Here is a 16,543-nt window from a genome sequence, read left to right on the forward strand (position 1 = left end):
CAGCACACCTGACTGAACAATCCATTGATCCCTAGCAATGCCATTGCCGGGGTCCGGCGCACACTCCAGTTTCCGCCCGCTGGGCCGCATTCTGGAGACCATCATGCGTCATATGCCAAAGTCTTCGCCACCGCGCTGGGCCGCGATCGAGCTTCCACCGAAAAAATCACTGGGACGCTGGTTCGCTTTCGGCATCCTGTGCGGCATGGTCGGTGTCGCCTGCTTCATCGACCGCTTCCCCCTGCTGATGGGTTAAGCCGACGCCGGGCGGAAGAACACGTCCAGCGTCGGGAAACGCGCCCTGGCCTCGATGCAGTCCCACAGGTAGATCGCCAGTCCGAGGTCGCCCGTCCACAGCGAATAGCGCAACTGCCCGTACTCGCGCGCATCGCGCTCGCACTGCAGCAGCGCGTGCATGGCAAAGGCGCGCGCCCGCTCCAGCCAGACCGGATCCCCGCTGCGCTGGTACAGGACCAGGAAGGCATAGCCGTTGCCCGCAGTGCCGTGGCACAGGTTCGCGCCCTTGTTCAAAGGACCGGCGGCCCAGGTGGTCTCGCCGGCCGCGAGCAGGAGATCGTCGAGTTCGTCGCCAGGAAAGCCGGCCAGGCTGATCACGAAGCCGGGCGCACCGTGGCAGAACTGCAGCAGCTTCTTGGCGTTTTCCCGCTCCGTGCCGCTCAGCTGCGGGTGCCAGTTCACCTGCCCTCCTTCGCATACCGCGGTGCGGCGAATGGTAGCGGCAATGCAGTCGCGCCACCCCTGCCGGGCCGCGCCGTCCAGCAGGTGGCGCCCCTTGAGCAGCGGGCCGGCGGTCGCGACGAAGCCATGCACCGCATCCAGGTAGCTGCTGGTGCGCCCATACAGCTCCTGGGTCCAGTAGGCGCACTGGCGCTCGTCCGACCACAGGAGCTGGGTCCACAAACCGTCCGCGGTCTGCCGGAACAGCTCGGCCCAGCGTTCTTCGCCGGTATGCGTGTGCAGGAACAGCGCGGCAAGCAGGCTCCCGGGGGCGCCCCACATCAGTTCGCGCGCCGGATGCCGGCGGTTGGGGTCCAGCAGCCGCGCCAGCTCGTCCGGCAGGCCCGGATGGCGCCCCAGGGCCATCATCAGGATCGGCGTATCGCCCATCAGCCAGGACGCATGTTCGCCAGGGGCGTTCGCCGCCAGCCACCCGCGGTTGGCGGCCAGCAGCGCCTGCCAGCCGTCCAGGTAGTCGCGCGCGAGCCGCGCCGCGCCGCAATCCTGCAGGTAGTGCAGCGCCCAGATCACTCCGGCGGCGCCGTGGTACAGGGGCGTCTCGACCGGATCCGGCTCCTCTCCTTCGAGGTCCAGCGGATGGACCGGCCAGTAGCGTCCCTCCCGATACGCGGCCTCGGCCTGCGCCACGATGCGGCCGATCTCGGCGCGCGCCTTCTCCTCGTTCCAGGGATGCGGCTGCAGCGGCTCGTGGCGCGCGGGGTCGTACAGCATGGTCGTGGCTCTCGGACAGGATGGGTACAGGCCCGCCAGTGTCGCACATCCTCAGCGCGCCGGGACACAGCCACTTGGCGGCAGCGGCGCTGTCGGATCGAAGGCGGCCAGCTGTTCCCGGGCGGCGTTGCGGTCCTTGGCATACTCAAGCAGGTAGCGCGAGCGCTCCTCGCTTTGCCACTCGGCGTCCGACACGCCCTTCATGGTCTGGGTGCGGCTGGCGAACACCTGCCCTTCCAGGCGCGGCAGCAAGAGGCGGTCGGGGTCGACGTTTTCGCGCAGCAGGTAGCCGTCGACGTCGCGCAGCCGCAGGGGCAGCGCCGGCCGCTCGTCCGTCATCAGCTTGCCGAACACGGTCAGCTTGACTTCGCGCGCGCCCACGCCGAGCACCTCGTTGAAGCTCGCCAGGGCGAAGGGATTGCCGCGCGCATCGTCGACGCGGCCCGAGACGATGTAGCGGCCCGGCTGGCGCACGTCGAGGCCGAGGTAGAAGCTGAGCGAACCGTTCTCGACCGCTTCGCGCACCTGGCCGGTCCAGGTGGCCGGCAGCACCGGCGTGTAGATCACGTCGAACAGGGCGAAACCGTTGCGCCCACCCGCGGTGTAGCGGACCTCGGTGCGGATGGTGCCGTGGAAGCCCGCCAGGCCGGTCTGGCCAGGCGCCAGGATGCCCGCGTGGGCATTGTCGCCGGCTACCGGGTCGGCGCCGCTGCCATCGTCGACGAAGGACAGCGCCACCTGGGGCGTCGGACGGCTGCCGCCATAGGTCATGCCCTGGGCCAGCGCGCGCGTGATCACGATCGGCACGCTGGCGCCCTGCGCATCCACGGCGCGCAGCGAAAAGGCGGCGGCTTCGCCGGCGGCCAGGTAGACGCGCGACTGCGAGGTCTGCAGGAACACGCCGGCGCTGTTGCCGCCGCCCTCATGGCGCATCGGATGCATCTCGGTGACGGGCTGGTTCGGGTGCAGCTGGTCCGGGTTCTGCGCGGCCGGGCGCGAGTCCGCCGGGTACTGGCTGCCCTCCAGGTAGCTGCAATAGGTGTGGTCGGTCAGCTGGACGTGTTCGACCAGCTGGCGGCGCCGCTCGGCGCGCTCGCTGGGGACCGCCCGGCCGCTTTCCGGCACCGGGCTGAAGAACTGGCGGCCGGAGGGCGGCGGGCTGGCGGCGGCCTGCGGCGGCGGCGCCCGTTCGCCGCGCCCGAACCAGAGGGCGAGCGCAAGCGCGAACACAAGCGCAAGCGCCACGCCCAGCCCGATCAGCCGTTTTGTCGGTCTAGAGGGCACTGTTCACCACGGCGCTGCGCACGACGCCCACGATGCCGCCCCAGTTGCCGTTGGCGTAGTGGTTGTAGGCTTCGCTGTCGTCGCGGAAGACCACCGAACTGGACTCCACTTCAAACGTTGTAGTTGGCGGCCGCTCCGCCGTCGGTCCGACCGTTGATTCGATGGGCATTGGCTCGTAGCGGAGACCCATTCCAACCCCGACAGCAGACATGGCGCACATTCATGCTGATTTGTCTCACTGTCTTCTGCTTTCAAGAACGAGCGCACATCCGCAGCGTCCTCTTCCTGCCCCGAACCGTCCTGCTGACCGTATTCGTCACTGACAGGCGTTACTTTCCCGCCTCCCGCCAAGTGAAATCTGGCGACAGTGTTTAACGTCACCGCCGAACTCGCCACGGGTAGCGCCTTTACCGCCACAAGGGCGCCGGCGGCGAGCCGGTTCAGATCAAATGCGCGTCGACACCGCTATATGAATTGTTTCACGAATAAGCCAATGCTAGCGCATTGCGCCCGGTTAGTCGAACAGCACAAGCGCTACTGCGCCGTGTTCACCACGGCGTTGCGCACGACGCTTACCACGCCGCCCCAGTTGCCGTCCATGTAGTGGTTGTAGTCCTCGCCGTCGTCGCGGAACAGCACCGAGTGGTAACTCCACTTGGCGCTGCCCCCCTGGTTGTTGGCGGTGCCGAGCGTGAGGTCGTTGCAGAACCAGTCGCCCGGATTGCACAGGGAGCGGCCCGAACTGCCGGCCACGCCGCCGCTGCTGTGGTAGGCGATGACCTCGTCGTCCTGGCCCGGCAGCAGGCCCGAATAGAGCGTGCCCCTGGCCCCCGCGTACATGTAGAACCAGATGTTGCGCGTGTCGTTGTGGTTGTACATGGCGCGCGCGGTGGCGGTCTTGAGGTCCTGCACCAGCGGCTCCGAGGTGGTCCAGGAACCGGCGTCGGACAGCTCGGAGCCGCCGGCCGCGCCCGCCGCGGCGCGTACCCAGCGGATGTTCCAGCCGGTCTGCATGCCGCCGTCGCTGTTGCCGCATACTCCGCTTGCGTTCGGGCTGGCGTTCTTCCTGTAGCGCGGCGTGCCGCCGTAGTTGGCCAGCGTGTAGCCCATCATCAGGTCGCCGGCGCTGTAGGTGACGATGTAGCACCAGTTGCTGCCGGTGCAGAAGCAGTCGAGCGCGTTGCGTACCGTGCCGCTCTGCGAAGCGATGCTGCTGCGGCCGTCCCAGTTGACGGCCTTCTTGTTGACGCCGGCCGGGGTGGTGGCCGGGCCCCAGTAGCCGAAGTCGTTGTAGTTGCCGATGGCGCCCACGGCGCCGCCGGCGCGGCCGTTGATCCAGAGCGTGTAGTTGGCCGCGGCTGCCAGGCTCGAGGCCAGGAACAGGAACAGCGCGCAGAAGGCACGGATCGGTCTCATCTTCTTCTCCTTGTCGTTCGCTTCGCGCATGGGTGGCGAAGTCGTGGAGGTTTAGATGTGCGGACCGGGAAGGACGTTCCGCGCCGAGCTTGCCGTCAATCGAGCTCGGCGAGCACCTTCAGGTGGGCCACCACGCTGCGTCCCAGGGCCGAGAGCGCGTATCCGCCCTCGAGGCAGCTGACGATGCGCCCGTGCGCGTACTGCTTCGCAATGGCCATCACCTGGCGCGTGATCCAGGCATAGTCGGCCTCGACCAGGCCGATGCCGCCCATGTCGTCCTCGCGGTGGCCGTCGAAGCCGGCCGACACGAAGATCATCTGCGGCCGGTGCGCGTGCAGCGCCGGCAGCCAGTAGTCCTGCACCAGCTTGCGCACCGTGTCGCCGTCGCTGAGCGCCGGCACCGGGATGTTGACGCTGGTGGCCGTGATCGGTTCCGGGTCGCAGTAGGGATAGAACGGGTGCTGGAACAGGCTCACCATCAGCACCCGCGGGTCCTTGCGGAAGGACTCGACGGTGCCGTTGCCGTGGTGGACGTCGAAGTCGACGATGGCCACGCGCTCCAGCCCGTGCACCTCCAACGCATGACGCGCCGCGATGGCGACGTTATTGAAGAAGCAAAACCCCATCGGCTCGCTCGGCGTCGCATGGTGCCCCGGCGGGCGCACCGAGCAGAAGGCATTGTCCACTTCGCCCGCGATCACGGCATCGGTCGCGGCCACCGCGGCGCCGGCCGCGCGCAGCGCCGCCTGGTAGCTGTGGTGGCACAGGATGGTGTCGCCGTCGAGCGGATAGTGGTCGCCCTCGGCCGGCACGTTGTCGCGCACCAGCGCCACCGCGCCCGGCGTGTGGTTGCGCAGGACGTCCTTGATGTCGGCCAGCGGCGCGCTGCGCTGCTCGATCAGTCCGTCCAGGCGCGCCAGGATCAGCTGGTCGTCGATCGCCTGCAGCCGCGCCGGCGCTTCGGGGTGCCAGTCGCCCATGTCGTGCCGCAGGCAGTCGGGGTGGCTGTAGATTGCTGTGCTCATCGTGGGGAATGCTCATCCATAGCGCACCTTTGCGGCCGGTTTCGCATAGAATCGACCCAAAGGCTTGTTGCCGACGGAGTATGAAGGTTGCCAATGGCGCTAATCTACCATGCAAGCGTCCTGCTCCGCACTTCCAAGCAGATCACCGGAACCCAAGCATGTTCAATCAATTACACTCGGCGGCGCGCCAGGTCGGCCAGGTCGTGGTCGGCAAGGACCAGCAGGTACGCCTGGCCCTGACCTGCCTGCTGGCCGGCGGCCACCTGCTGCTCGAAGATTTGCCCGGCGTCGGCAAGACCACGCTGGCGCATGCGCTGGCGATCTCGCTCGGCCTGAAGTTCAACCGCGTCCAGTTCACCAGCGACCTGCTGCCCGCCGACGTGGCCGGCATCTCGGTGTACGAGCGCGAGAAGAACGACTTCGTGTTCCACCCCGGTCCGATCTTCACCCAGGTGCTGCTGGCCGACGAGATCAACCGCGCCACGCCCAAGACCCAGTCCGGCCTGCTCGAAGCCATGGAAGAGCGCCAGGTCAGCGCCGACGGCGTCACCCGCGCCCTGCCCGAGCCCTTCTTCGTGATCGCCACCCAGAACCCGGCCAACCAGGTCGGCACCTTCCCGCTGCCCGAATCGCAGCTCGACCGCTTCCTGATGTGCCTTTCGCTGGGCTATCCGGACGCCGCCGCCGAGCGCGCCCTGCTCATGGGCGAAGACCGGCGCGCCATGCTGCGCGCCTTGCAGCCGGCGATGCAGCCGGAGCAGCTGGCCCAGGCCCAGCGCGCCCTGAAGGAGATCCATGCCTCGCCGGCGCTGGTCACCTACGTGCAGGCGCTGGCCCAGGCTTCGCGCCAGAACGGCCTGTTCGCCGAGGGCCTGTCGCCGCGCGCCGCCATCGCCCTGCTGCAGGCCGGCCGCGCCTGGGCCGCGCTCGAAGGACGCGACCACGTGATCCCCGAAGACATCCAGGCCGTGCTGGTGCCGGTCTGCGCGCACCGCCTGCGCCCTTTGAGGTCGGCGCACGGCCAGGCGCTGGCCAGCCGCGACCTCGTGCTGCAGCTGCAGAAATCGGTTCCGGTGTAGATGGAAGTCGCAGCAGGAGGCCTGCGCGGCTGGATGCGGCGCACCACCGGCAAATGGCTGCCGCGCCGCGGCACGCTGGATGCCGGCGAGGTGGTGCTGAGCCAGCGCCGCGTGTTCATCCTGCCGACCCGCGCCGGCATCGGCTTCGCCGTCCTGCTGCTGGTGCTCCTGATCGGCTCGATCAACTACACCCTCGGCCTGGGCTTCGCGCTGACCTTCCTGGCCTTGTCCTGCGCGCTGGTGGACATGGTCTTCACCTACCGTAACCTGGCCCACCTGGCCCTGCAGCAGGGCCGCGTGCCCGCCGTCTTCGCCGGCCAGGAAGCCCGCTTCGAACTGCACGTCGCCAACCGCACGGGGCTGGCGCGCTTCGGCGTCTGGATCGATTTTTCCAATGCCGCAAGAAAGGGCGAAGCGCGCCACGTCACCGACATCGCCGCCCACGGCAGCGCCAGCGTGATGCTGGGCGTGCCGACGGGCGCGCGCGGCTGGCTGCAGCCGGCGCGCGTGGTGCTCTCTACCCGCTTCCCGCTCGGCCTGTTCCGCGCCTGGAGCTACTGGCGTCCCGCCGCCCGCGCCCTGGTCTACCCGCGCCCGGAAGAAGGCGCGCCGCCGCTGCCGGTGAGCGGTAATGCGGTCGGCAGCGGCCGCGCGGGCGGCAACGACGACTTCGCCGGCGTGCGCAGCTACCAGGCCGGCGACTCGCCGCGCCAGCTGGCCTGGCGCCAGATCGCCCGGCTCGACCCGGCGCTCGGCGGCCAGCTGGTCACCAAGCACTTCGAAGGCGGCGTGGGCGACGAGCTGCTGCTCGACTTCGCGCAGCTGCCGCCCCAGCTCGACCTCGAACTGCGCCTGTCGCGCATGACGCGCTGGGTGCTGGACGCCGAACAGCGCGCCCTGCCCTACGCCTTCCGGCTCGGCGCCATCCACTACGACGCCGGCAACGGTGCCGCCCACCAGGCGGCCTGCCTGCGTGCGCTGGCGCTGTACGGCAGCCAGGAGGCGGCATGAAGGCCCTGGCAGCCCTGCCGCGCGACAAAGCCGATACCCTGCTGCTGCTGGGCAGCGCGCTCTTGGTGCTGGCCCCGCATGCGGCGCACCTGCCGCTGTGGGTGTCGCTGCTGTGCGCGGCCACGCTGGCCTGGCGCGGCTCGATCACGCTGCGCGGCAAGCGCATGCCCTCGGCCATGCTGCTCCTGCCGATCGCCGTCGGCGCAATGGCCGGCATCCAGTTCAGCTACAAGACCCTGCTCGGGCGCGACGCCGGCGTGGCCATGCTGGTGCTGCTGGTCGCCTTCAAGATGCTCGAGATGCACGCGCGCCGCGACCTGTACGTCGTGATCTTCCTGTGCTTCTTCCTGGTGCTGACCAACTTCTTCTATGCCCAGGGCATCGGCACCGCACTCTTGATGGTGGCGGCGGTGCTGGCCCTGCTCACCACCCAGCTCTCGTTCCAGTTCACGGGCAGCGTGCCGAAGCTGGGAACCCGGCTGGCGATGGGGGCGAAGATGCTGCTGTTTGCCGCGCCGATCGCGGTGCTGCTGTTCTTCGTGTTCCCGCGCCTGGGCGGCCCGCTGTGGAGCATGCCGGGCGGCAGCGGCAACGGCAGCGCCAAGTCGGGCCTGTCCGAACGCATGGCGCCGGGGCAGATGTCGAACCTGGCGATGTCGGACGAACCGGCCTTCCGGGTGCGCTTCGAAGGCGCGGTGCCGCCCAAGGCCCAGCTGTACTGGCGCGGCCTGGTGCTGGACGCCTTCGACGGCACCGCCTGGACCCGCGGCGGCTCGATCGCCACCCGCTCCGGCACCTCGCTGCGCGTGCGCGGCCAGGCGCAGCGCTACGAAGTGACGCTGGAGCCGTCCGACACGCGCTGGCTGTTCACGCTCGAGATGGCCGGCCACATGCCGGAAGTGCCGGGCTACCAGACCCAGGTCTCGCACCAGCTCGAACTGAGCGCGGACCGGCCGCTGGCCGGGCGGGTGCGCTATCCGATGATCTCCTACCCGGACTATGCGCTGGACGGACGCGATACGCTCGACGACCCCAACCAGTGGCTGCTGCTCCCCTACGGCTACAACCCGAAGGCGCTGGCCGCGGGCATCGCATTGCGCAAGGAAGCAGAGCCGGCGCGCCGCATCGAGCAGGTGCTGCGGCGCTTTCGCGAGCAGCCCTACAGCTACACGCTGGAGCCGCCGCTGCTGGGCCGCCATTCGGTGGACGAGTTCCTGTACGGGACCCGCGCCGGCTTTTGCGAACATTATTCCGGCGCCTTCGTGTTCCTGATGCGCGCGGCCGGCATCCCGGCGCGCGTGGTCACCGGCTACCAGGGCGGCGAACTCAATCCGATCGACGGCTACGTGACGGTGCGCCAGTCCGATGCCCACGCCTGGGCCGAGGTCTGGCTGCGCGGGCGCGGCTGGGTGCGGGTGGACCCGACCGCCGCCGTGGCGCCGGAACGGGTGCGCCGCAACCTCGCGGCCGCGGTCAGCCCGCCGCCGCCCTTCGGCATCGACGCGCTGCGCGGGCTGTCGATGTTCAGCGCCAACGGCGACTCGCTGCTGGGGCGCCTGCGCAACGCGCTGGGCGCCGTCAACAACGGCTGGAACCAGTGGGTGCTGAACTACACCCCCGAACGCCAGCGCGGCTTGCTGCAAAGCGTGGGCGAAAGCCTGGCCGGCTGGCGTGTTGCCGGCTTGATCATGCTGGGGGCTGGAGTGTTGCTGCTGGGAAGAATTTTGTACCTCCGCAGGGAACACAATCCGGTCGAGGCGGTATACTCCTCCCTATGCAAGCGCCTCGCCCACCTGGGCCTGGCACGTGCAGCGGACGAAGGGCCCACCGCCTACGCGGCCCGGATCGCGGCCTCGCAGCAGCTGGCGCCGCCATCACTGCACGCCGCCGCCGAATTCTTGCGCCGCTATAGCGCCTGGCGCTATGCGCCGCCCCAGCCTGCGCCCGACCGCCAGCTGGCCGCTACCTTGAAGAGATTACTGTCGCAAGTCAGATGAAATCGATCGTTCCCCTGTTTGCCGCGCTGGCAATCGCCTTTGCCCCGACCGGGCAGGCGCAAGCTGGCGCGAAGGATCCGCAGGTCCAGACCAAGGCCGCCAAGGCCAAGGCCAAGGCCGCCAAAGCAAAAGCCGCCAAGGCCAAGAGCAAGAAAGACAAGGCTGCCGGCAAGCGCGTCTCCGCCCGTTCCAGCAAGGTGCTGAAGGCCGCCCCGGCCGCCGCCATGATCGACTACGACGGCGAGCACCACAACTTCCTGGAATGGCAGGCGGTGCGCGAGTTCATGGACGAGATGGCGACCCAGCACGGCTTCGAGCGCGCCTACCTCGAATCCCTGTTCGGCCAGGCGCGCTTCATCGATTCGGCGGTACAGCTGGTCAAGCCCGCCCCGCCGGGCAAGCCGAAGAACTGGCAAGCCTACCGCGACCGCTTCATCGAGCCGATCCGCATCGCCGCCGGGGTGCGCTTCTGGAACGAGAATGCCGAGACGCTGGCGCGGGCCGAAGCGGCCTATGGCGTGCCGGCCGAGATCATCGTCGGCATCATCGGCGTCGAGACCATCTACGGCCGCGACACCGGCAAGTTCCGCGTGCTCGACACCCTGACGACGCTCGCCTTTGCCTATCCGGAAACGCCGAACCGCGCCGCGCGCATGGCCTTCTTCCGCAGCGAGCTGGCGAACACCCTGTTATTCGCGCGCGAGCACCGGGTGGAACCGTTCTCGCTGCTGGGTTCGTTTGCCGGCGCGGTCGGCATGCCGCAGTTCATGCCGGGGAGTATCCTGAAGTACGGCGTGGACTTCAACAAGGACGGCCAGATCGACCTGCGCCAGTCGTCGGACGATGCGATCGGCAGCGTCGCCAATTTCCTGATCCAGCATGGCTGGAACCCGGAACACCGCAACAGCCCGGTGACCCCGGCCGACGTGTCGCCGAACCATGCCTGGGAACCGCTGCTCGAACGCGGCCTGAAGGCCACCCTGCGTCCCGAAGAATTGCGCGTCGCCGGCGTCACCACCGCGACGCCCCTGTCCGCCGAGCGCCTGTATGGCCTGGTCGACCTGCAGAACGGCGCCGAGGCAACCGAATACTGGGTGGCCGACGATAACTTCTTTGCCATTACCAAGTACAACCGCAGTTATTTCTATGCCATGTCGGTGATCGAACTTGGCCGTGCCGTCCGCGCTTCGCGCGGCGGTTGAGCATTGCTCGGCGGGAAACTTTGTATCGATTTGTAACGGGCTTCCCGCCTTTTCTGCCCGCCTGAACTGCCCTCCCGCCCCCATACTCCCCGGGGGTATGCGACCGTTTGCTGCAGATTCTCTGCAGAAACTCCTCTCCTCTTGTCATACTCCCGCTTTTCTTAGCATTCTGTCAGTTCTTTTCATACCGTGCGGCATCAAACCCTTGTTGGCTATACACTGGGGATTAATCAAAAAACAATTATTATTTCCGTGAGTTTGTGAGAGAATTGCATTGCGGCTATTGTTGCGATGAGACAACAATACTGAATAAATCGATCTGATCATTATTGCTACTGAGTATCAGATTAGAAATTAGTTGTACAATTGAATAGAAAATTACGAAATACCGTAGCCTGGAGCCGAGCGCCGCATGGGGCTCCGTCCAACCCAAAATAGGATATTGAATCATGACAAACCAAGTCGGCATTGATATGAATAGCGATTCGGAGTCCGATGAGCTCCTGCAGTACAACCCGAACCGACTGCTCGACACCCTGATCGAGAACCTGCGCCTGAAGAACGACGCGGCGCTGTCGCGCGCGCTGGAAGTTGCACCGCCGGTGATCTCGAAGATCCGCCACCACCGCCTGCCGGTCGGCGCTTCGCTCCTGATCCGCATGCATGAAGTGAGCGACCTGTCGATCCGCGACCTGCGCTATCTCATGGGCGACCGCCGCGCCAAGTTCCGCATCAGCGACAAGCAGTTCAAGCCGAAAGAAGGCGCTCCGAAAGAGGCGTAAGCGCGCTGCGGCGTCGTGGCAGGCCCTGCCTGCCGCCCGACGCCCGCGCGGGCCTTGCCGGACGACTGCGAACGCAGGAGCGCTGCGGGCGAGCCATCCGGACGTGCAAGAAGTTGCTGAAAATAAAAAGCCATCCGTCAGGATGGCTTTTTCATTGATGGGCAGCCGGGTTCAGGCCGGGAACACGCCCGTCGACAGGTAGCGGTCGCCCCGGTCGCACACGACGAACACGATAGTCGCGTTTTCCACCGTCTGGGAGATGCGCAGCGCCACTTCGCAGGCGCCTGCCGCCGAAATGCCGCAGAAGATGCCCTCTTCCGCCGCCAGCCGGCGCGCCATCTGCTCGGCCGCGGCCTGGCTCACCGACTCGACCTGGTCGATGCGCGCCTTGTCGTAGATCTTCGGCAGGTAGGCTTCCGGCCACTTGCGGATGCCCGGGATCGACGAACCTTCTTCCGGCTGGGCGCCGATGATGCGCACCGCCGCGTTCTGTTCCTTCAGGTAGCGCGACACGCCCATGATGGTGCCGGTGGTGCCCATGGCGCTGACGAAATGCGTGACGCGGCCCTCGGTGTCGCGCCAGATTTCCGGGCCGGTGGTGTCGTAGTGGGCGCGCGGATTGTCCTGGTTGCCGAACTGGTCGAGGATGATGCCCTCGCCGTTCTTCTGCATCTGCTCGGCCATGTCGCGCGCGTATTCCATGCCGCCCGACTTCGGCGTGAGGATGATCCTGGCGCCGTAGGCGGCCATGCTCTGGCGGCGCTCGATCGACAGGTTGTCCGGCATCAGGAGCACCATCTTGTAGCCGCGGATGGCGGCCGCCATGGCCAGCGCGATGCCGGTGTTGCCGCTGGTCGCTTCGATCAGGGTATCGCCCGGCTTGATCTGGCCGCGCTCTTCGGCGCCGCGCAGCATGGACATGGCGGCGCGGTCCTTCACCGAACCGGCCGGATTGTTGCCTTCGAGCTTGCCGAGGATGATGTTGTTGCGGGCAGCCGCGTCCGCGCCGGGCAGGCGCACCAGCTGCACCAGCGGGGTATTGCCGATCGTGTCTTCGATGGTCTTGTAAGCCATTCCTTGCTCTCTCGCGATTTCCTAAACCGCTATTTTAATCCGGACAGCAAGGTGGCGTATTTGTCGGGCTTCGTCCGTAGGGTGGCGCGGCTCCACTACGCATCATGATCTGGCGGGATTGTATGCGCCGCCCACGCGTTCAAGCACGATTCGAACAGCCGGCGCGTCTGTTCTTGCGAGAGTTGAACGCGTGGGCGGCGCAAGCGCCAGCGGCAGTGCATGCCAGACGATGGAGCCGCCCACCCTACGGAAAATCAGCGCTGCGGCAGCGGATAGGTGGCGACGCTCACGTTGCCGTCCTTGTCGACTGCCTGCACGCCGAAGAACACGTTGTCCTTCGACAGGTCGACGGTCGCTTCAAGCACGTTGCCGACCCACTTCGAACCCTGCCACTCGCTGGCGGTGGTGTCGCGCCAGACGATGCGGTAGCCCGCCAGGTCCGGTTCGGCATTCGCCTGCCACACCAGGGTCGAGTCGTTGGTCAGCTTGTCGGTGCGCAACTTGACGTTCTGCGGCGCGGCCGGGGCCAGCGCCAGCGAGGCCAGCGCCGCGGCGTTCACCTTGGTCACCTTGGCGATGTAGTCGTAATCATTAAACTCGATCAGGTCGCCGTAGACCTTGCCGTTTTCGGTACGCAGGTCCTGGTGCTGGTGCGCGAAGTCCTCGGCCGGCTCGGTGAAGCGCAGCGCGGCGTAGCCCTGCTCCAGGAAAGGCATGTGGTCGCCGCCGCGCAGGTAGCGGTCGGCGCGGTGGATCAGCGACACCTTGAAGCCCTTCACGTAGCGCTCGCCCATCTCCTTGGTGTGGCGGCCCAGCTGGCGCGAGAGCGAGTCGCTGTCGCCGCCGGTGGCCACCAGCTGGCGCACGGTCTCGCTCATTTCCTTGGTGGCCGGGATGCTCTGCGAGAACAGACGCACCTGCTTGTTGTCCACCTTGCCATTGTCGGCGCGCGAGCTGCCGATGATGTCGTTGGTGTACATGCCGGCGATGTTCAGGTTCTTCTGGCGCGCCTGGGTGGCCCAGTGGCGCGCACCCAGCAGGCCCTGCTCTTCGGCGGCCACCGCCATGAAGACGATGGTGGCGTCGAACTTGTGCTTGGCCATCACGCAGGCCAGTTCCATGGTGGCCGCGGTGCCGGAAGCGTCGTCGTTGGCGCCCGGGGCGTCCGCCGTGTAGTTCATCACGTCGCTGACGCGCGAATCATAGTGGCCGCTGACCACGTAGATGCGGTCCTTCGAGGCTTCCTGGATGCCCGGCAGCGTGGCGACCACGTTGACGATCTCGGTCGGGCGCGAGATGCGTGCCGATACCGGGGCAATGTGGCTGTCGAAAGACACCTCTAGCTTCGTGCCGGCGCCGCAGCGCTCGAGTTCCGCCTTGATCCAGCGGCGGGCGGCGCCGATGCCGCGGGTGTCAGATTCCGTTTCCGACATCGTGTGCCGGGTGCCGAAGCTGACCAGCTTGGCGACGTAGCCTTCCATGCGCTTGGCCGAGATCTCGGCGAGGATCTTGTTGATCTGGGGCTGCTGGCGCTTGAAGTCTGGCGCTGCCGGGGTGGCCGGTGCGGCGCTTGCTCCACCGGCGCTAACGGCGAGCAGTGCGGCCAGCAGAGAGGAAGAGATGCGGGCGTGAGGCATGAGTACCTTTCTGGTTTATGAAGTGCAAATCACATGTACATCTTCTCATGCGGATTGATCGGTGTCAGTCAATACATCTGACACGCGCGCCAGTCAGATGCCATCCACGTCCCGATCAGGGCGCGGCGATCGCCAGCCGTGCAGGGGCCGCAAGCGCGCCGTCGTTGGCCGCCTCCAGGCGGAACACGCTCACCACCTGTGCCAGCCGCTCGGCCTCTTCTTCCAGCGCCGCCGCGGCCGCCGTCGCCTGCTGCACCAGCGCCGCGTTCTGGCGGGTGGCCTCGTCCATCTGGCCGATGGCTTCGTTGACCTGGCCGATGCCGGCGCTCTGCTCGGCGCTGGCGCGGCTGATCTCGGCCATGATGTCGGTCACGCGGCGCACCGAGGCCACGATGTCGTTCATCGTGCTGCCCGCTTCGTCCACCAGGCGCGCACCCGCATCGACACGCTCGACCGAGCTGCCGATCAGACCCTTGATCTCCCTGGCCGCGCTCGCCGAGCGCTGCGCCAGGTTGCGCACTTCGGTCGCCACCACGGCAAAGCCGCGGCCCTGCTCCCCGGCACGCGCCGCCTCCACGGCGGCGTTCAGCGCCAGGATATTGGTCTGGAAGGCGATGCCGTCGATGACGCCGATGATGTCGACGATCCGCTTCGACGAATCGTTGATCGAGGCCATGGTCTCGACCACCTGGGACACCACCATGCCGCCGCGCAGGGCGACTTCAGACGCCGATTCCGCCAGCGCGTTGGCCTGGCGTGCGTTGTCGGCGTTCTGGCGCACGGTGGCGGTGAGCTGCTCGACCGAGGCGGTGGTCGCTTCCAGCGTGCCGGCCTGGCGTTCGGTACGGTGCGACAGGTCGCGGTTGCCGTCGGCGATCTCGGTCGAGACGCTGGCCATGTTCAGGGTGCCGTGCCGCACCTGGCCGACGATGGCGACCAGGCTGTCGCGCATGCCCTTCATGGCGAACAGCAGGCTTCTGCTGTCGCCCGCGGCGGTCTCGATCTTCACACCCAGGTCACCGGCGGCGATGGCCCTGACGATCGATGCCGCGTAGTCGGGCTGGCCGCCGAGCTGGCGCAGCAGGCCGCGCGTGATGATCCAGGCGCCCGTTGCGCCGACGGCGATCGCACCGAGGCACAGCAGGGTCATCCAGCCGAAGAAGCCCGATGCCATCTTGCGGGCGCCCGACGCTTCCAGGTTGTTCTGCTTTTCCTGCATGTCGATGAAGGCGTTGATGCTGGCCAGCCAATCCACGAAGGCGGGCGCCGCCCCCTGCGACAGCAGCGCGGCGGCTTCATGCGCCTGGCCGGCGGCATGCAGCGCGATCACGCGTTCGATCAGCGGCCTGGTGCGGCGCTCCTGTTCCTTGATCGCCTCCAGTGCCGCCGTTTCGGCTGGCTGAATATCCTTCAGCTCCCGGAACAACTTGTCCATCGGCTCGGCCGAACGGGTATAGTTTTCGTCCAGCACCTGGATCAGCTTGACCGGCGCCGCGGCCGCGGCCGGATCGGCTGCCAGCACCACGTCGCGCAGTGCGATGGCGCGGTCATGGACGCTGCCGCGGAAGTTGATCGCGTAGCGCTGCTTGACGTTGTTGACCTCGTTGATATGGTTAAGGATGCTGTCGATGTCGCCGACGCGGCTGATGGCGAGCGCGGTCAGGACGATCATCAGGAAGAACACGGCGCCGTAGCCCACAGCCAGGCGAGTACCAATGGTAAGGGACTTCTTTTTCATGGATGAATCTCAGTGTCGCAAACGAAAAACTAACAAGAAAACAACGTTCATTTCCCAGGGGAAACAACTATAGCACGAGCGTGTTTTAAATGCTCAAATTCGTCATTTATTTTGTGTGAAGATGCGGGTCAATCCCGTGTGGGACACAGCACCATGCCTGAACATCGCATTTTCGGGACGCCTTTCGCCAAGGTGTATCCGATCTACGTCCAGAAGGCGGCAAGGAAGAACCGGACCAGGGAAGAAGTCGACCAGCTTGTCTGCTGGCTGACGGGCTACGATGAGGCCGGGCTACAGCGGCAGATCGAAGCGCAGAAGAGTGTTGCGGACTTTTTCGCCGAGAGATCCTGCGCCGTCCGCCCTCCTGAGCCTGGCCATCGGCCTTGTAACATCCGATAACACAGTCGTAGCGGAACACCTGCCGGGCTCGTCTAGTATGGACACATACAGATAAGGAGTTCCATCATGAAGAAACCGGCCATGTCACTGTTGTTGCTTGCGCTTGCATCGGTATCGTCTGTCGCCCTGGCAGACTCGTGGAAACATGAAAACGGCAAAGGCCGTCATGGCCGCGAATACAAGCAGGTGTATTGGGACGGACACTGCAAGGTCGAGCAAAAGTGGAAGAAAGGCGAATACAAGGAGAAGCGCAAGTGCAAACGCCCGGAGCGCCACTATGCCGACCGCCGCTACGACGAGCGCTACTATGGCCGTCCGGTCGTACAGCAACACTACTATCCCGCCAGCTCGAATTATTACCCGGACTACGGCCGCTATGACCGCCGCAACCCGCAGGTGAACATCGACATTCGCATCCGCCAGTAAGCG

At 66.6% G+C, this 16,543-nt stretch carries 16 protein-coding genes; 8 read left to right on the forward strand and 8 right to left on the reverse strand.

The window, feature by feature from the left end; genetic code table 11:
• The first annotated feature begins 103 nt into the window (after positions 1 to 103).
• A complete protein-coding gene (locus tag YWC_RS32720) occupies positions 104 to 256 on the forward strand; it encodes a hypothetical protein (protein WP_156923556.1) in 153 nt (50 codons plus the stop codon).
• Here the strand turns inward: YWC_RS32720 and YWC_RS0107505 are convergent.
• From YWC_RS0107505 to YWC_RS0107525, 5 genes are all read right to left on the reverse strand, one after another.
• A complete protein-coding gene (locus YWC_RS0107505) occupies positions 253 to 1,470 on the reverse strand; it encodes a lanthionine synthetase C family protein (RefSeq protein WP_036213549.1) in 1,218 nt (405 codons plus the stop codon). The genes YWC_RS32720 and YWC_RS0107505 overlap by 4 nt on opposite strands.
• 51 nt (positions 1,471 to 1,521) lie before the next feature.
• The gene (locus tag YWC_RS28670; protein WP_211238953.1) at positions 1,522 to 2,715 is read right to left on the reverse strand and encodes a hypothetical protein; all 1,194 of its coding nucleotides are present in this window, start codon (positions 2,713 to 2,715) and stop codon (positions 1,522 to 1,524) included.
• Positions 2,716 to 2,743: 28 nt separating this feature from the next.
• Complete coding sequence (locus YWC_RS32725) at positions 2,744 to 2,923, reverse strand: hypothetical protein (protein WP_152571080.1); 180 nt, start codon at positions 2,921 to 2,923, stop codon at positions 2,744 to 2,746.
• A 365-nt stretch (positions 2,924 to 3,288) separates the two neighbouring features.
• Positions 3,289 to 4,170: a hypothetical protein gene (locus YWC_RS0107520; RefSeq protein WP_051306324.1), complete on the reverse strand. Its 882-nt coding sequence runs from the start codon at positions 4,168 to 4,170 to the stop codon at positions 3,289 to 3,291.
• A gap of 95 nt (positions 4,171 to 4,265) precedes the next feature.
• Positions 4,266 to 5,195 (reverse strand): histone deacetylase family protein, encoded by a 930-nt coding sequence (locus YWC_RS0107525; protein WP_027864814.1) that lies wholly within the window; start codon positions 5,193 to 5,195, stop codon positions 4,266 to 4,268.
• Positions 5,196 to 5,353: 158 nt separating this feature from the next.
• Between YWC_RS0107525 and YWC_RS0107530 the strand changes: the two genes are divergently transcribed.
• The 5 genes from YWC_RS0107530 to YWC_RS0107550 all read left to right on the forward strand — a co-directional run bounded on the left by YWC_RS0107530 (position 5,354) and on the right by YWC_RS0107550 (position 11,266).
• Positions 5,354 to 6,274, forward strand: a complete 921-nt coding sequence (locus tag YWC_RS0107530; protein ID WP_027864815.1) for an AAA family ATPase — start codon at positions 5,354 to 5,356, stop codon at positions 6,272 to 6,274.
• The gene (locus tag YWC_RS0107535; protein WP_027864816.1) at positions 6,275 to 7,285 is read left to right on the forward strand and encodes a DUF58 domain-containing protein; all 1,011 of its coding nucleotides are present in this window, start codon (positions 6,275 to 6,277) and stop codon (positions 7,283 to 7,285) included. It abuts the gene before it with no gap.
• Positions 7,282 to 9,282 carry a transglutaminase TgpA family protein gene (locus YWC_RS0107540; RefSeq protein WP_027864817.1) on the forward strand — a complete coding sequence of 667 codons (2,001 nt, stop codon included), beginning with the start codon at positions 7,282 to 7,284 and terminating at the stop codon, positions 9,280 to 9,282. The genes YWC_RS0107535 and YWC_RS0107540 overlap by 4 nt, the downstream gene beginning before the upstream one ends.
• On the forward strand, positions 9,279 to 10,484 hold the full coding sequence (gene mltB / locus YWC_RS0107545) for a lytic murein transglycosylase B (RefSeq protein WP_027864818.1): 1,206 nt from the start codon (positions 9,279 to 9,281) through the stop codon (positions 10,482 to 10,484). The genes YWC_RS0107540 and mltB overlap by 4 nt, the downstream gene beginning before the upstream one ends.
• Positions 10,485 to 10,933: 449 nt before the next feature.
• On the forward strand, positions 10,934 to 11,266 hold the full coding sequence (locus tag YWC_RS0107550; RefSeq protein WP_027864819.1) for a hypothetical protein: 333 nt from the start codon (positions 10,934 to 10,936) through the stop codon (positions 11,264 to 11,266).
• Positions 11,267 to 11,437: 171 nt separating this feature from the next.
• Here the strand turns inward: YWC_RS0107550 and cysM are convergent, their stop codons facing one another.
• From cysM to YWC_RS0107565, 3 genes are all read right to left on the reverse strand, one after another.
• Positions 11,438 to 12,340 carry a cysteine synthase CysM gene (gene cysM / locus YWC_RS0107555; RefSeq protein WP_027864820.1) on the reverse strand — a complete coding sequence of 301 codons (903 nt, stop codon included), beginning with the start codon at positions 12,338 to 12,340 and terminating at the stop codon, positions 11,438 to 11,440.
• Between the two features lie 254 nt (positions 12,341 to 12,594).
• Positions 12,595 to 13,977: a M28 family peptidase gene (locus tag YWC_RS0107560; protein WP_027864821.1), complete on the reverse strand. Its 1,383-nt coding sequence runs from the start codon at positions 13,975 to 13,977 to the stop codon at positions 12,595 to 12,597.
• 115 nt (positions 13,978 to 14,092) lie between these two features.
• The gene (locus YWC_RS0107565; protein WP_027864822.1) at positions 14,093 to 15,715 is read right to left on the reverse strand and encodes a methyl-accepting chemotaxis protein; all 1,623 of its coding nucleotides are present in this window, start codon (positions 15,713 to 15,715) and stop codon (positions 14,093 to 14,095) included.
• A gap of 153 nt (positions 15,716 to 15,868) precedes the next feature.
• Here YWC_RS0107565 and YWC_RS28675 point away from each other — a divergent pair, with 153 nt between their 5' ends.
• Complete coding sequence (locus tag YWC_RS28675; protein ID WP_084416347.1) at positions 15,869 to 16,114, forward strand: DUF2200 family protein; 246 nt, start codon at positions 15,869 to 15,871, stop codon at positions 16,112 to 16,114.
• A gap of 66 nt (positions 16,115 to 16,180) precedes the next feature.
• Entirely contained in the window at positions 16,181 to 16,540 is a 360-nt protein-coding gene (locus tag YWC_RS31500; protein ID WP_051306308.1) for a hypothetical protein, read from the forward strand.
• Positions 16,541 to 16,543: the final 3 nt, after the last annotated feature.

Origin of the sequence: Massilia alkalitolerans DSM 17462 (assembly GCF_000427785.1) — a bacterium.
In the GTDB taxonomy this organism is placed as follows: domain Bacteria; phylum Pseudomonadota; class Gammaproteobacteria; order Burkholderiales; family Burkholderiaceae_D; genus Telluria; species Telluria alkalitolerans.

Bases quoted from the DNA above. Each gene is read 5' to 3' on its own strand.
- YWC_RS32720 (WP_156923556.1), top strand. From the start codon at position 104: ATGCGTCATATGCCAAAGTCTTCGCCACCGCGCTGGGCCGCGATCGAG.
- YWC_RS0107505 (WP_036213549.1), bottom strand. From the start codon at position 1,470: ATGCTGTACGACCCCGCGCGCCACGAGCCGCTGCAGCCGCATCCCTGG.
- YWC_RS32725 (WP_152571080.1), bottom strand. From the start codon at position 2,923: ATGCCCATCGAATCAACGGTCGGACCGACGGCGGAGCGGCCGCCAACT.
- YWC_RS0107520 (WP_051306324.1), bottom strand. From the start codon at position 4,170: ATGAGACCGATCCGTGCCTTCTGCGCGCTGTTCCTGTTCCTGGCCTCG.
- YWC_RS0107525 (WP_027864814.1), bottom strand. From the start codon at position 5,195: ATGAGCACAGCAATCTACAGCCACCCCGACTGCCTGCGGCACGACATG.
- YWC_RS0107530 (WP_027864815.1), top strand. From the start codon at position 5,354: ATGTTCAATCAATTACACTCGGCGGCGCGCCAGGTCGGCCAGGTCGTG.
- YWC_RS0107535 (WP_027864816.1), top strand. From the start codon at position 6,275: ATGGAAGTCGCAGCAGGAGGCCTGCGCGGCTGGATGCGGCGCACCACC.
- YWC_RS0107540 (WP_027864817.1), top strand. From the start codon at position 7,282: ATGAAGGCCCTGGCAGCCCTGCCGCGCGACAAAGCCGATACCCTGCTG.
- mltB (WP_027864818.1), top strand. From the start codon at position 9,279: ATGAAATCGATCGTTCCCCTGTTTGCCGCGCTGGCAATCGCCTTTGCC.
- YWC_RS0107550 (WP_027864819.1), top strand. From the start codon at position 10,934: ATGACAAACCAAGTCGGCATTGATATGAATAGCGATTCGGAGTCCGAT.
- cysM (WP_027864820.1), bottom strand. From the start codon at position 12,340: ATGGCTTACAAGACCATCGAAGACACGATCGGCAATACCCCGCTGGTG.
- YWC_RS0107560 (WP_027864821.1), bottom strand. From the start codon at position 13,977: ATGCCTCACGCCCGCATCTCTTCCTCTCTGCTGGCCGCACTGCTCGCC.
- YWC_RS0107565 (WP_027864822.1), bottom strand. From the start codon at position 15,715: ATGAAAAAGAAGTCCCTTACCATTGGTACTCGCCTGGCTGTGGGCTAC.
- YWC_RS28675 (WP_084416347.1), top strand. From the start codon at position 15,869: ATGCCTGAACATCGCATTTTCGGGACGCCTTTCGCCAAGGTGTATCCG.
- YWC_RS31500 (WP_051306308.1), top strand. From the start codon at position 16,181: ATGAAGAAACCGGCCATGTCACTGTTGTTGCTTGCGCTTGCATCGGTA.